This window comes from Streptomyces sp. N50 (assembly GCF_033335955.1).
Taxonomy (GTDB): Bacteria; Actinomycetota; Actinomycetes; order Streptomycetales; family Streptomycetaceae; genus Streptomyces.
Window position 1 is genome coordinate 1,702,714 of record NZ_CP137549.1, and the last position, 14,281, is coordinate 1,716,994.

Consider the following 14,281-nt stretch of genomic DNA (forward strand, 5'->3'; position numbering starts at 1 on the left):
GGCCTCCGGCGGACCTCTGGGTCTCGGTATCGACGCCGAAGGGCGGCACCCCCACCAGGGGCGCCGCCCTTCGGCGTCGTCACAGAAGAACTACTTCCGCGAGAACTACTTCCGCATGACCTCGGGCTCGTGGCGGCGCAGGAAGCGGGCCACGAAGAAGCCGCAGATCACACCGAGGGCGATCAGGGCGGCCATGTCCATGCCCCAGGCGCCGACGGTGTGCTCCCACAGCGGGTCGGTGGCGTCGCCCGGCTTGGGCGGGCTGATCTTGTTGAAGTCCAGCGTGGCACCCGCGGCGCCGACCGCCCAGCGCGACGGCATCAGGTACGAGAACTGGTTGACGCCGATCGAGCCGTTCAGCGTGAACAGGCAGCCGGTGAACACGACTTGGATGATCGCGAACATCACCAGCAGCGGCATGGTCTTCTCGGCCGTCTTCACCAGCGAGGAGATGATCAGGCCGAACATCATCGCGGTGAAGCCGAGGCCCATGATCGGGATGCAGAGCTCGAACATGGTCTGGCTGCCGAGGACCAGGCCCTGCTTGGGGATCTCGCGGCTGGCGAAGCCGATGACACCGACCATCAGGCCCTGCAGCGCGGTGATCACACCGAGCACGAACACCTTGGACATCAGGTACGCGGAACGGGACAGCCCGGTCGCGCGCTCCCGTTCGTAGATGACCCGTTCCTTGATCAGCTCACGGACGGAGTTGGCCGCGCCGGCGAAGCAGGCGCCGACCGCGAGGATCAGCAGGACCGTGGTGGCCGTGCCGTTCGGGATTCTGGTGCCGTTCGCCCGGGCCGGGTTGGGCAGCAGGCTGTTGCCCGAGTCGATGAGCAGGCTCACCGCGCCGAGGACGCCCGGCAGGATCACCATCAGGGCCAGGAAGCCCTTGTCGGAGGCGATCACCGCGACATAGCGGCGCACCAGCGTGACGAACTGCGACATCCAGCCCTGCGGCTTCGGCGGCTTCATCGCCTGCATCGGCGGCATCTGTACGGACTGCGGTGCGATCGCGTCGATGTCCGCGGCGTACATCTGGTAGTGCTGCGAGCCCTTCCAGCGGCCCGCCCAGTCGTAGTCGCGGTAGTTCTCGAAGGCGGAGAAGACGTCGGCCCAGGTGTCGTAGCCGAAGAAGTTCAGCGCCTCCTCGGGCGGGCCGAAGTAGGCGACGGAGCCGCCCGGGGCCATCACCAACAGCTTGTCGCAGATCGCCAGTTCGGCCACGGAGTGGGTGACGACGAGGACCGTGCGGCCGTCGTCGGCGAGGCCGCGCAGCAGCTGCATGACGTCGCGGTCCATGCCCGGGTCGAGGCCCGAGGTGGGCTCGTCCAGGAAGATCAGCGAGGGCTTGGTGAGGAGTTCCAGGGCCACCGAGACGCGCTTGCGCTGGCCGCCGGAGAGGGAGGTGATCTTCTTCTCTTTGTGGATGTCGAGCTTCAGCTCGCGCAGCACCTCGTCGATACGGGCCTCGCGCTCGGCGCCGGTGGTGTCGGCGGGGAAGCGCAGCTTGGCCGCGTACTTGAGGGCCTTCTTGACGGTCAGTTCCTTGTGCAGGATGTCGTCCTGCGGGACCAGACCGATGCGCTGGCGCAGCTCGGCGAACTGCTTGTACAGGTTCCGGTTGTCGTAGAGGACGTCGCCCTGGTTGGCGGGCCGGTAGCCGGTGAGCGCCTTGAGCAGGGTCGACTTGCCGGAGCCCGACGGGCCGATGACCGCGATCAGCGACTTCTCCGGTACGCCGAAGGAGACGTCCTTGAGGATCTGCTTGCCGCCGTCGACCTCGACCGTCAAGTGCCGGGCGGAGAAGGAGACTTCACCGGTGTCGACGAACTCTTCGAGCCGGTCCCCGACCAGGCGGAACGTGGAGTGGCCGACGCCGACGATGTCGTTCGGGCCGAGCAGCGCGGAGCCGCCCTTGGTGATCGGCTGGCCATTGACGTACGTGCCGTTGTGCGAACCGAGGTCACGGATCTCGAAGCGTCCGTCGGGCGTCGCGTGGAACTCGGCGTGGTGGCGCGAGACTTGGAGGTCGGAGACCACCAACTCGTTCTCCAGCGCACGGCCGATGCGCATCACGCGGCCCAGCGAGAACTGGTGGAACGTGGTCGGGCTGCGGTCGCCGTAGACCGACGGCGCCCCCGCGCCGACGCCGGATCCCTGCTGCGGCGGAATGTTCGCGGCGGCTGCCGCCGGCGGCTGGTAACGCTGCTGCTCAGGCGTCTGCGCCGGGGCCTGCTGCGGGGGTGCCTGCTGCGCCCAGCCGGGGCCCGCGCCCTGTGCGGCGTACGGCTGTTGCTGCGGCTGGGCCTGCGGAGTCGCGACGGCGGCCGCGGCGCCGGAGAGGTTCAGGCGCGGGCCGTCGGTCGCGTTGCCCAGGTACACGGACGAGCCCGGGCCGATCTCCATCTGATGGATGCGCTGGCCCTGCACGAACGTGCCGTTGGTGCTGCCGTGGTCGTCGATCACCCAACTCCGGCCGCCCCAGCTGATCGTGGCGTGCCGCCAGGAGACCCTGGCGTCGTCGACCACGACGTCCCCCTGCGGATCACGTCCGAGGGTGTAGGGCCTGGACGCGTCGAGCGTCCAGGTCCGTCCATTCAATTCCAGTACGAGTTCCGGCACTCCATGCCCCACTGAGTAGTCCCCCGAGTTACCCCCATCACAGGGAGTCTAGGGATGGCGAACATCGTCGGGAACTATTTCAGGCTGCACCCCCTGACCGAAAGTCGGACCCTGTGAAGACCACGTCCACACGCTTCCGCCGGTTCCGTTGACGGGGTTGAAACCGACCCGGAGAGTGGTAATCCACGCGAGGGGGACATGCGCGGTGTCCGCACCGCGCCGCGGATCGGGGGGTCTGCCATGAGCTCAGCGACGAGTGTCAGGACGGCGAACTACGACACGAGGGTGCCCTGGACCGACGTCCTGCTGTCCGCGATCGCGGCGGTGAGCTGGGCGCTGATAGGGATGGCGGGCACGGCCGCGCTCGGCCTGCACCTGCTGGGCGCCGACGCGACGGGCTCGCTCGGCCCGATGACCGCGGCGGTGGTGGCCCTCGGAGCGGGCGGTTCGGTCACCCCGACCGGCGACGTCTCCGCCTTCGGCCTGACCGGCGCCCAGGCGACCACAGCCGTCACGATCACCCCCCTGGGCGTGAGCCTGGTGGGCGCCCTCCTGCTGTCGTACTTCTTTCTACGGTCCTTGCGGGCGGCCGGAGTTGTGATCGCCCCGGCCGAACTCCTCGCGCGCGCGGGCTCGGTGATCGCGCTCTTCGTGGCGATGCTGGGTGGGCTGGCGTGGGCGGGCCATGACGTCATCACCATCGACGGAAGCAAGTTGGGCCTGGACAAGCTGACGGGTGGCGGGGGCGGGAACGGCGGCGGGGTGAGCATCCCCGGCCTCGGCGACATCGGTGACATCGGCGGGCTGCTCCCGGGCAAGATCAGCGACCTGGTCAAGGCGAAGGCGGCGGTGGGCTTCACGGTCGACACGGCGCCGACGCTGCTGGGCGGCCTGGGCTGGTCGGCGGGCATATTGCTGATCGCCCTGCTGGCATCCCGCCGAACTCCTTTGCCGCGCGGTTGGGAGGCGGTCCACCGTGTCGTACGCCCGGCCGCGTCCGCCCTCGTCACGGTCCTGCTGGTCGCGGTGGCGGCGGGCCTCGCGGCGGCGGCGTACGCGGCGATCGGCGACGACCACCCGAAACGCATCGCGGGCGCGGCGTTGCTGGGCGCCCCCAACGGAGTCTGGCTCGGCATCCCGATCGGCCTCTTCGTCCCCTGGGACGGCAAGGCGACGGGCGAACTGGCGAAGCTTCTCCCCCACCCCCTGGACCAACTCCTGAGCGTCAAGTCCGATCAGCCTGTGACGTTGGGACGACTGGCCGAACTGGACGGCCGGGTTTGGTTGTTGGGGGTCGCGGCGGCGCTGATGATGTTGCTGGCGGGGGTGTTGACGGCGGTACGGACGCCTGTGGGGGTGAGTGGTGCCGGTGGCCGTGGCGGTGCGGGCTCAGGGAACCCGGGGGCTCTCGGTTTTGCCGGGCGGTGTGCCGTACGGCTCGGGATCGTGACCGCACTGACGTTGCCGTTGCTGGCCTGGCTGACGGACGTGTCGGTGGATGCGTCGCTGTCGGTGCTGGGGTTCGACGCGTTCGGCGCGGGGATCGAGTTGCACGGACATCTGGGCATGGCGTTGGTGCTGGGTGCGGTGTGGGGTGCGGGGGCGGGGGGCGTCGGGGGGCTCCTCGCGTATGCGACCGGGGCTGCGGGGAGGCAGGCTTCGCGGTTGGCACGGGGTGACTTGGGGGCGGCGGGTCGGGATCCGGGGGCGAGGTCGGGGACGGGTTCAGGGCCCGGTTCAGGGTCGGGGTCGGATGCCTGGGTGCCGGGGCAGCCGGGGTATCCGGACCATGCGCAGGCTGCGGGAGGTGCGGGACAAGCAGGGCACCCGGAGAGCGCCGGGGACCCGGGTCCCTACGTGCCGAGTTCGCCGTACCGCGCCCCTAATCCTGCGACCAACCCGTATCTGCAACTGCCGGATGAGCTACGGCAACCGGAGGACGGCCGGCCTTCACCGCGTGGTGGGGCTTGGCCTGGTGGGGAGTCGCCGGGGCAAGGGGGTGGGGCGGGTCCTGGGAGGGCGGGGTCTGGTGGGGCGGGGCCGGGTGGTTCCGGGACTGGTGATGCAGGGGCGGGTGGTGGGGCTTGGTCCGGTGGACCTCGGTGGTCGCCGGATGCGGGCTCGCCTCAGGAAGGTGTGTGGCCGCCGGGTGCGGGGTCACCTCGGGGAGGCGATCGGCCGCCTGCCGGAGGATCACGGCCCGGCGGCACCCCTCAACCTCCGCGAAACGCAGGGCAGTTCGGGGCCGGTCCAGGGCCCGGGGCCGTAAGGGCCGGTGGAGTCGGTCCGTACTCCGGGAGCTCCCAGCCGCCTGGAGTTGTGCCGCCGGACGACGGCACTCGCCCTCACGACGGACCGCAGTCGCCCGGTATCCCTCCGCCGCCCGCCGACATGTACGGCGCTCCGACCATGGCCCAGTCCTACGAGCCGCCGTCCCGATCGCGTCGGCGTCGGCCCGGGGCAGGTTCGCGGGACTGGCCGGAGGACGACTCGGACGGTGGGCAGCAACCACCGCCTCCTCCCCCGCCACCGGCGCCGCCCCCTCCGGGGAAGCCCAAGGGCCGCCGGTGATCCACGTCCACGTCGGGTGAGTCCTCTTCGACACCCGGCGCAGCCTGCCCCGCACCGGGTGAGCCGTAGGTGGCGTCGGGCAGCATGCGAGTAGGGGTGCCCTCATAGAGGCCAACGGCCCGGATACCCGGCGGACCATGCCCTGCGCCCGGCGAGCCCTCGGCGGCGCCGAGCAGCGTGGAGGTGGCCGCGCCCCCATCGACCAACGGCCCAGACACCCGGCGGAACGTGCCCTGCGCCGGCTGAGTCGTAGGTGGCATCGGGCACCATGCGAACTGGGGCGCCCTCATGGAGGCCAACAGCCCAGACACCCAGCGGAACGTGCCCTGCGCCGGGTGAGTCGTGGGCGGTGCCGCGCAGCGTGCGAGTAGCGGCGCCCCGCGGACCCACGGCGCCATACCCGGCGCCCCACCCGTCCGGACGTATCCCTCGCATCCGCCCCCACCACCAGTCACCCCTCGCCCAACGACCAGGCAACTCCTGATCGGCGCCTCACCCCACCCCGATCACATCAACACACCTCCTGACCGCCCCTCAGCCCACTCCCGACCACCCCTGGCCCACGGCTGACCGCCACCCCGCGCCTCCGTGATCGCCCCGTAAGATTCGCGCCACCGACCCGACACCCACTGTTCCGTGTCCGCTGGGCGGACCTCTGCGGCATAAGGCACTCCGTGCCGGATACGGTGGGTACACCATGAGCGCTTCGCAGACCTCTGACGTCCCCACTCTCCTCGTCAAGATCTTCGGCAAGGACAGGCCGGGCATCACGGCCGGACTCTTCGACACCCTCGCCGCCTACTCCGTCGACGTGGTCGACATCGAGCAGGTCGTCACGCGTGGCCGGATGGTGCTGTGCGCACTCGTGACGCCGCCGCCCGCCGGGCTCGAAGGGGATCTGCGGGCCACCGTGCACAGCTGGGCCGAGTCGATGAAGATGCAGGCCGAGATCATCTCCGGCCTCGGCGACAACCGCCCGCGTGGGCTGGGGCGTTCGCTGGTGACCGTGCTCGGTCACCCGCTGACCGCGGAGTCCACCGCCGCGATCGCCGCCCGTATCACCAAGGCCGGCGGCAACATCGACCGTATCTTCCGGCTCGCCAAGTACCCCGTGACAGCAGTCGAGTTCGCGGTGTCCGGTGTGGAGACCGAGCCCCTGCGCACCGCCCTCGTCACGCACGCGGCGACGTTCGGCGTCGACATCGCCGTCGTGGCGGCGGGGCTGCACCGGCGGGCCCAGCGGCTCGTCGTCATGGATGTCGACTCCACGCTCATCCAGGACGAGGTCATCGAACTCTTCGCCGCGCACGCCGGCTGCGAGGACGAGGTCGCCGAGGTCACCGCCGCCGCGATGCGCGGGGAGCTGGACTTCGAGCAGTCGCTGCACGCGCGCGTGGCCCTGCTCGAAGGGCTTGACGCCTCGGTCGTCGACAAGGTGCGCAGCGAGGTGCGCCTGACGCCGGGCGCCCGCACCCTCATCCGTACGCTCAAGCGGCTCGGCTACCAAGTCGGCGTCGTGTCAGGCGGGTTCACCCAGGTCACCGACGACCTCAAGGACCGGCTCGGGCTCGACTTCGCCCAGGCCAACACGCTGGAGATCGTCGACGGCAAGCTGACCGGCAAGGTCACCGGCGAGATCGTCGACCGCGCGGGCAAGGCACGGCTCCTGCGCCGGTTCGCCGCCGAGGCCGGCGTACCGCTCGCGCAGACCGTGGCGATCGGCGACGGCGCCAACGACCTGGACATGCTCAACGCGGCCGGTCTCGGAGTCGCCTTCAACGCCAAGCCGGTCGTACGGCAGGCCGCGCACACCGCGGTGAACGTGCCGTTCCTCGACACCGTGCTGTATCTGCTGGGCGTCACCCGCGAAGAGGTCGAGGCCGCGGACACCCACGACGAGGACTGACCAGGACCTTCAATACCTTCGGGGTCCGGCACCACACGGTGCCGGGCCCCTTGTCGAGCACGGTCGATCCGGCTGATCCGGCGCTCCGGAAACGCCGGCTTACTCGGACGGCGCCCAGTAGTCGTCCAGCGTGGCCACACCCGGCTCCAGCGACTTCCAGGAACCGGTGAAGGACAGCACGGCGAAACCGGCGGCCGCGAACCCACGCTGCTTCAGCCATTCGCGAGCCTCGGCGCTGCCCGCACCGGCGTCCGCTCCGCTGCCCGTACCGGTCTCCGCTCCGGGGAGGATCTCGGCCAGACCCTGCACGCTCGGGTTGTGGCCGACGAGGATCACGTTCCGCGCGTCGTCCGGCGTCTCGTTCAGCACCGCGATCAGCTCGCCGGGAGAGGCCTCGTAGAGCCGCTCCTCGTAGACGGTTTTCGGCCGGTGCGCGAGTTCGTGGACGGCGAGCTTCCAGGTCTCCCGGGTCCGGACCGCGGTGGAGCAGAGGGCCAGATCGAAGGGGATGCCGGTGTCGGCCAGCCTGCTTCCGGCGGTGGCCGCGTCCAGGCGGCCCCGCTCAGCGAGCGGCCGCTCGTGATCGGTCACCTGGGGCCAGTCGGCTTTCGCATGCCGGAAGAGGACGATCCTGCGGGGTTCTGCGACGCTCATGGGATCCAGCTTCGCATGAAACAGGCCATGGGGCGCAGGGAGTTGACGGGGCGGCCTCGCGAGTGCTCCGCCGGTGCTCAGCGGGCTATGAGTTGCTGCACGCGCTCGAACAGATGGGTGATCACCGGGTCCGAGGCCGCCGCTTGCGCGTCCGTCGGGTTGAGCATCATCACGAGCAGCACGGCGAACGCGAGCGCCGGCAGGGCGAGGGCCCACCACGGCAGCCTGATGTCGACGCCGCCCGTGGTCGCCGGGTGGGGCCGGGTGTGCGTAGGGGCCGACATGGATGCCTCCGCTGGTCTCCGAGTGGTCCGCGATCCGCTTCTCGCGGTCGCACCATCGAAGTTACGGAACGCGCGGCCCTCAACCCATCCGGAGATCCACCCACTTGACCCTGAGCCTCACCCCCTAGGGGATGGTGGGGACAACCCCACCATCGGCCCGCGGAGGCACGTTCAGGGGCTCGCGGTCACGGCGACGCGATCGTCGCGATGATGGCGATGACGATGAAGATGGCGAAGAACGAGCCGAAGACGATGAGCATCTTCCGCTGGCCGTTCTGAGGGTTCGGATCGAGCACTGGCATACGGCAAGTCTCGCACCCGCCGGCCGTGCCGTGTCCGCCGGGGCCGGGTCAGCGGGCCGCCTCGTCCTCCACCGTACGGTTGCGGCCGGCGAGGACGCCCACGGCCATCTGCGGGACCATCAGGCCGGCCATGAGGGCGATCGGCAGCCCCCAGCCGCCGCTGTGCTGGTAGAGCACACCGACCAGGAGCGGCCCCGGGATGGAGATCAGATACCCGGTGCTCTGCGCGAAGGCCGACAGCTGGGCGACGCCCGCACCGGTCCTGGCCCGCATCCCGACCATCGTCAGGGCCAGCGGGAAGGAGCAGTTGGCGATGCCGAGCAGTACCGCCCAGGCCCACGCACCGCCGGCCGGCGCGAGGTACAGGCCCGCGTATCCGACGAGGCCGCAGACGCCGAGGGCGATCACGATCGGGCCCTGCCGGGGCAGCCGGGTGGCCAGCCGCGGGATGACGAAGGCCAGGGGCACGCCCATCACCATCGTGACGGCGAGGAGCAGTCCTGCGGTGCCCGCGGAGACCCCCGCGTCCCGGAAGATCTGCGCCATCCACCCCATCGTGATGTACGCGGCGGTGGCCTGGAGCCCGAAGAACACGGCGAGCGCCCACGCGGTACGGCTACGGGTGATCCGCAGCACGGGCTGAGCCTGCTCGCCCTCCCGCGCGCGGGACGACCGCTCCCCGGCTGCCTCCGGTCCGGAGGACGCCTCCCGGTGTCGTACGAGAGCGATCCACGGCAGTACGGCCGCGGCGGCCAGCGCCGCCCACACGGCGAGGCCGGAGCGCCAACTGCCGCCCAGGGCATCGGTGATGGGCACGGTGACCGCGGCGGCGGAGGCCGTGCCGAGGGCCAGGGCCATCGAGTACAGGCCGGTCATCGAGCCGACCCGGTCGGGGAACCAGCGCTTGACGATCACCGGCATCAGGACGTTGCTGACCGCGATGCCCATGAGCGCGAGCGCGCTGCCGACCAGGAAGCCGGTCGTGCCGCCTATGTAGGGCCGTACGAGCAGGCCCGCGGTGATGAGGACCATGCCCGCGCAGACCACCGCGGCGGGGCCGAAGCGGCGGGCCAGGCGCGGGGCCATGACGCCGAAGAGGGCGAAGCAGAGTGGGGGTACGGAGGTGAGCAGTCCGGCGACGCTGCCGCTCATGCCGAGCCCGTCGCGGACCTCTTCGAGGAGGGCGCCGAGGCTGGTGATGGCGGGGCGGAGGTTCAGCGCGGCGAGCACGATGCCGACGGCGAACAGACGTTTGATCCACGCGCGCGTGGGGGTGGCTCCGGTGGACTCCGGGGAGTCGGCCGGAGCGGAGTTGCTGACGTTCGTCGTGGACTTCAGTGTCCGGGTTTCCTCGCTTGCCATGCTGCCCATCATAGAATGATGGGATGATTGGTTGTCCATCCCCGGGTGGCCCGCTCCCGCCCCGCACATGCGAAGGTGTGCCATGCCCCTGAGCCATCCCCGTCGTTCGGCGCTGTCCGAGCAGGTCATCGCCTCACTGCGGAACCAGATCACCTCGGGCGAGTGGCCGGTCGGCTCCCGGATCCCGACCGAGCCGGAGCTGGTCGAGCAGCTCGGGGTCGCCCGCAACACGGTCCGCGAGGCCGTCCGCGCGCTCGCGCACAACGGCCTGCTGGACATCCGTCAGGGTTCCGGCACGTACGTCGTGGCGACGAGCGAGCTGGCGGGCGTGATGCACCGCCGCTTCGCGGACGCCGACCCCCGGCACATCGCCGAACTGCGCTCCACGCTGGAGTCGTCGGCGGCGCAGCTGGCGGCCGAGCGGCGCACCGAGAAGGACCTCAAGCAGCTGGACGCCCTCCTCGTACGCCGGGAGGAGGCCTGGGCATCGGGCGACACGGAGGCCTTCGTGACGGCCGACGCGACCCTGCACATGGCCGTGGTGGCGGCCTCCCACAACGACGTCATGACGGCGATGTACGCCGACCTGGGCGAGGTGCTGCGGGAGTGGCTGCGCGCGGACGTCGGCGAGGCGCTGACTCCGGAGACGTACATGGACCACACGCGGCTGGTGGACGCGATCCGCGCGGGTGACGCGCAGGCGGCAGCGGTGGAGGCCGCCGGCTATCCGTTCGTGTGCCGCCCGGGGAGGCTCGGCTCGCCCGCTCAGGACACTTCGGAAGAACTCAACTCGCCCGCTTCTGGTGGCTGACCCACACCGCGCGGACGTCCTCCCAGCAGCGGCCGGTGAGCCGTACGGTCTGCGCCGGGCCGGCGTCGGTCGCGATGCCGTCGCTGTCGATGTCCCACCAGCGGTCGCACTCGATGTGCAGGCTGACGCGGTCGGTCCGGGGGTACGGGTTGTGGCAGTACGCGATCACGTGCGAGCCGTGGACGGCGGTGCGGCAGTCGGCGCCGAACAGCTGGGGTGCGGCCGGTTTTCGTACCTCCACGCGTGTGTGGGGCATCGCCTCGTACGCCAGGGAGATGACGAGCGCTACGGCGACGGTCACTGAGGCCAGGCTGCGGGACAGGCGCACAAGGGAAACCTCCTCGGCGGTGCTGGGGAGGGAATCGCGTGGTGAACGCGTAATCCAGGGTGCGCGGTCGTGCCCTGACCCCGCCCGGCCGGAGGGGCCGAACGGGTGACGCCCCACTCCCCGCGCGGTGCGGGAAACGGGGCGTCGACGCCGTAGGAGAGGCCTACCGGGAGGTCAGGCTCCGATGGCGTGCAGGCCGCCGTCCACGTGGACGATCTCGCCGGTGGTCTTCGGGAACCAGTCGCTCAGCAGGGCGACGATGGCCTTGCCGGCCGGCTCCGGGTCGTTCAGGTCCCACTCCAGGGGGGAGCGGTTGTCCCACACGGAGGCCAGCTCGCTGAAGCCCGGGATGGACTTGGCGGCCATCGAGCCGAGCGGGCCCGCGGAGACGAGGTTGCAGCGGATGTTCTGCTTGCCCAGGTCGCGGGCGAGGTAGCGGCTGGTGGCCTCCAGGGCGGCCTTCGCCGGGCCCATCCAGTCGTACTGCGGCCACGCGAAGGACGCGTCGAAGGTGAGGCCGACGACCGAGCCGCCGTTCTGCATCAGCGGCAGGCAGGCCATGGTCAGCGACTTCAGGGAGAACGCCGAGACGTGCATCGCCGTGGCGACGGACTCGAACGGCGTGTTCAGGAAGTTGCCGCCGAGCGCGTCCGCGGGCGCGAACCCGATGGAGTGCACGACACCGTCCAGGCCGCCCAGCTCCTCGCCCACGACGTCGGCGACACGCGCGAGGTGCTCGCTGTTCGTCACGTCGAGCTCGATGACCTTGGTGGGCTTGGGCAGCTTCTTGGCGATGCGCTCGGTCAGCGTGGGCCGCGGGAACGCGGTCAGGATGATCTCCGCGCCCTGCTCCTGGGCCTGCTTGGCGGCGTGGAAGGCGATGGAGGACTCCAGCAGCACACCGGAGATCAGGACGCGCTTGCCCTCGAGAATTCCGCTCATGGTGATCAGTGACCCATTCCCAGTCCGCCGTCTACGGGGATGACGGCTCCAGTGATGTACGAGGCGTCGTCCGAGGCGAGGAACCGCACCGTCGCGGCGACCTCCTCGGGCTGCGCGTAACGGCCGAGCGGCACCTGCTTGACGATGCCCTCGCGCTGCTCGTCGGTGAGCACCTTGGTCATGTCGGTGTCGACGAAGCCGGGCGCGACGACGTTGAAGGTGATGTTGCGCGAGCCCAGCTCACGGGCGAGGGAGCGCGCGAAGCCGACCAGGGCGGCCTTGGAGGCGGCGTAGTTCGCCTGGCCGGGGCCGCCCATCAGGCCGACGACCGACGAGATCAGGATGACGCGGCCCTTCTTGGTGCGCAGCATCGCGCGGTTGGCGCGCTTGACGACGCGGAAGGTGCCGGTGAGGTTCGTGTCGATGACCGAGGTGAAGTCCTCCTCGGACATGCGCATCAGGAGCTGGTCCTTGGTGACACCGGCGTTGGCGATCAGGACCTCGACCGGGCCGTGCGTGGCCTCGATCTCCTTGTAGGCCTGCTCCACCTGCTCGGTGTCGGTGATGTCGCACTTCACCGCGAGGAAGCCGGCCGGCGGCTCTCCCGAGCGGTACGTGATGGCGACCTTGTCGCCGGCGTCGGCGAACGCACGGGCGATGGCGAGGCCGATGCCCCGGTTGCCTCCGGTGACGAGAACCGAGCGGCTCAACGGATCACCCTTTCGATAGCGGTCCTGCACGCCTGCCCGGTACACCTGGTTGACAGGCGGCTTTATCGAAAACCTATCGGTCCGCCCCGTCCGGCGGACAATCGGGCACCGACAGTGGCTTACGGGACTCGCTGTCGGGTCCCTACAGAAAGGGCCGACGCGGCGCGGAAACGTGTGGTCCCCGCACCCGCTCGCGCGACATGATCGGACCCGACAGGCCACGACAGCAGGGAGACCTCCGTGCCCCATTCCATCGACGAAGCCTTCACGGCACTTCCGCTACGCGCCTTGGCCGACGCCGCGCTGGCACGCGCGCGTGCGCTCGGCGCCGAGCACGCGGACTTCCGGTTCGAGCGGGTGCGCAGCGCGTCCTGGCGGCTGCGGGACGCCCGCCCGGCCGGTACGTCGGACACCACCGACCTCGGGTACGCGGTGCGGGTCGTGCACGGCGGCACCTGGGGGTTCGCGTCAGGCGTGGACCTGAGCCTGGACGCCGCCGCCAAGGTCGCCTCCCAGGCGGTGGCGATGGCGAAGCTCTCCGCCCAGGTGATCAAGGCTGCCGGGTCGGACGAGCGGGTCGAACTGGCCGCCGAGCCCGTGCACGAGGAGCGGACGTGGATCTCGTCGTACGAGATCGATCCCTTCTCGGTGCCCGACGAGGAGAAGGCGGGGCTGCTGGCGGACTGGAGCGCCCGGCTGCTGGCGGCGGACGGCGTCAACCACGTGGATGCGTCGCTGCTCACGGTGCACGAGAACAAGTTCTACGCCGACACCGCCGGGACGGTGACCACACAGCAACGGGTCCGGCTGCACCCGCAGTTGAACGCGGTGTCGGTCGACGAGTCGAGCGGTGAGTTCGACTCCATGCGCACCATCGCGCCGCCCGTGGGCCGCGGCTGGGAGTACCTCACGGGCACCGGCTGGGACTGGGACGAGGAACTCGCGCGGATCCCCGAGCTGCTCGCCGAGAAGATGCGGGCGCCGAGCGTCGAGGCGGGCCTGTACGACCTCGTCGTAGACCCGTCCAACCTCTGGCTGACGATCCACGAGTCCATCGGCCACGCCACCGAACTGGACCGCGCGCTCGGCTACGAGGCGGCCTACGCCGGCACGTCCTTCGCGACCTTCGACAAGCTCAACAAGCTCAAGTACGGCTCCGAGCGGATGAACGTCACCGGCGACCGCACCGCCGAGCACGGCCTCGCGACCATCGGCTACGACGACGAGGGCGTCGAGGGCCAGTCCTGGGACCTCGTCAAGGACGGCACCCTGGTCGGCTACCAACTCGACCGGCGCATCGCCAAGTTGACCGGCTTCGAGCGTTCCAACGGCTGCGCCTACGCCGACTCCCCCGGCCATGTGCCGGTACAGCGCATGGCCAACGTGTCGCTCCAGCCGGACCCCGCGGGGCTGTCCACGGAGGATCTGATCGGCGGGGTCGACCGCGGGATCTACGTGGTCGGCGACCGGTCGTGGTCGATCGACATGCAGCGCTACAACTTCCAGTTCACCGGGCAGCGGTTCTTCAAGATCGAGAACGGGCGGATCACCGGACAGCTGCGGGACGTCGCGTACCAGGCGACGACCACCGACTTCTGGGGGTCCATGGCGGCCGTCGGCGGTCCGCAGACCTACGTCCTGGGCGGCGCCTTCAACTGCGGCAAGGCCCAGCCGGGCCAGGTCGCCTCGGTGTCGCACGGCTGCCCGTCGGCCCTCTTCACGGGCGTCAACATCCTCAACACGACCCAGGAGGCCGGTCGATGAGCGTCGAGTCTCGTATTTG

At 70.4% G+C, this 14,281-nt stretch carries 12 protein-coding genes; 4 read left to right on the plus strand and 8 right to left on the minus strand.

The features are described 5' to 3' along the window. Positions 1–105: 105 nt before the first annotated feature. On the minus strand, positions 106–2,628 hold the full coding sequence (locus R2B38_RS07245) for an FHA domain-containing protein (RefSeq protein WP_318015470.1): 2,523 nt from the start codon (positions 2,626–2,628) through the stop codon (positions 106–108). A gap of 240 nt (positions 2,629–2,868) precedes the next feature. On the opposite strand from R2B38_RS07245, the gene R2B38_RS07250 reads away from it, so the two are divergent. Further along, on the plus strand, positions 2,869–5,199 hold the full coding sequence (locus R2B38_RS07250; protein WP_318015471.1) for a streptophobe family protein: 2,331 nt from the start codon (positions 2,869–2,871) through the stop codon (positions 5,197–5,199). A gap of 697 nt (positions 5,200–5,896) precedes the next feature. Beyond that, positions 5,897–7,105, plus strand: coding sequence for a phosphoserine phosphatase SerB (serB, locus tag R2B38_RS07255; RefSeq protein ID WP_033286417.1), 1,209 nt, complete (start codon positions 5,897–5,899; stop codon positions 7,103–7,105). 99 nt (positions 7,106–7,204) lie between these two features. Here the strand turns inward: serB and R2B38_RS07260 are convergent, their stop codons facing one another. From R2B38_RS07260 to R2B38_RS07275, 4 genes are all read right to left on the minus strand, one after another. Beyond that, positions 7,205–7,759, minus strand: a complete 555-nt coding sequence (locus R2B38_RS07260; protein ID WP_318015472.1) for a SixA phosphatase family protein — start codon at positions 7,757–7,759, stop codon at positions 7,205–7,207. A gap of 77 nt (positions 7,760–7,836) precedes the next feature. Beyond that, positions 7,837–8,043 (minus strand): hypothetical protein, encoded by a 207-nt coding sequence (locus tag R2B38_RS07265; RefSeq protein WP_318015473.1) that lies wholly within the window; start codon positions 8,041–8,043, stop codon positions 7,837–7,839. A 185-nt stretch (positions 8,044–8,228) separates the two neighbouring features. Next, positions 8,229–8,345 carry an SGM_5486 family transporter-associated protein gene (locus R2B38_RS07270; RefSeq protein ID WP_019060691.1) on the minus strand — a complete coding sequence of 39 codons (117 nt, stop codon included), beginning with the start codon at positions 8,343–8,345 and terminating at the stop codon, positions 8,229–8,231. Positions 8,346–8,393: 48 nt separating this feature from the next. Next, positions 8,394–9,707 carry a CynX/NimT family MFS transporter gene (locus R2B38_RS07275; protein ID WP_411978428.1) on the minus strand — a complete coding sequence of 438 codons (1,314 nt, stop codon included), beginning with the start codon at positions 9,705–9,707 and terminating at the stop codon, positions 8,394–8,396. 82 nt (positions 9,708–9,789) lie between these two features. Here R2B38_RS07275 and R2B38_RS07280 point away from each other — a divergent pair, with 82 nt between their 5' ends. Further along, a complete protein-coding gene (locus tag R2B38_RS07280; protein WP_318015475.1) occupies positions 9,790–10,518 on the plus strand; it encodes a FadR/GntR family transcriptional regulator in 729 nt (242 codons plus the stop codon). Here the strand turns inward: R2B38_RS07280 and R2B38_RS07285 are convergent. The 3 genes from R2B38_RS07285 to fabG all read right to left on the minus strand — a co-directional run bounded on the left by R2B38_RS07285 (position 10,493) and on the right by fabG (position 12,498). Continuing rightward, on the minus strand, positions 10,493–10,846 hold the full coding sequence (locus R2B38_RS07285) for a hypothetical protein (RefSeq protein ID WP_318015476.1): 354 nt from the start codon (positions 10,844–10,846) through the stop codon (positions 10,493–10,495). The two genes, R2B38_RS07280 and R2B38_RS07285, sit on opposite strands and share 26 nt — an antisense overlap. 174 nt (positions 10,847–11,020) lie before the next feature. After that, positions 11,021–11,788 (minus strand): enoyl-ACP reductase FabI, encoded by a 768-nt coding sequence (gene fabI, locus R2B38_RS07290; RefSeq protein ID WP_033286411.1) that lies wholly within the window; start codon positions 11,786–11,788, stop codon positions 11,021–11,023. 5 nt (positions 11,789–11,793) lie between these two features. Then, on the minus strand, positions 11,794–12,498 hold the full coding sequence (gene fabG / locus R2B38_RS07295) for a 3-oxoacyl-[acyl-carrier-protein] reductase (RefSeq protein ID WP_318015477.1): 705 nt from the start codon (positions 12,496–12,498) through the stop codon (positions 11,794–11,796). Between the two features lie 240 nt (positions 12,499–12,738). Between fabG and R2B38_RS07300 the strand changes: the two genes are divergently transcribed. Then, a complete protein-coding gene (locus tag R2B38_RS07300) occupies positions 12,739–14,262 on the plus strand; it encodes a TldD/PmbA family protein (RefSeq protein ID WP_033286410.1) in 1,524 nt (507 codons plus the stop codon). Positions 14,263–14,281 lie beyond the last annotated feature (19 nt).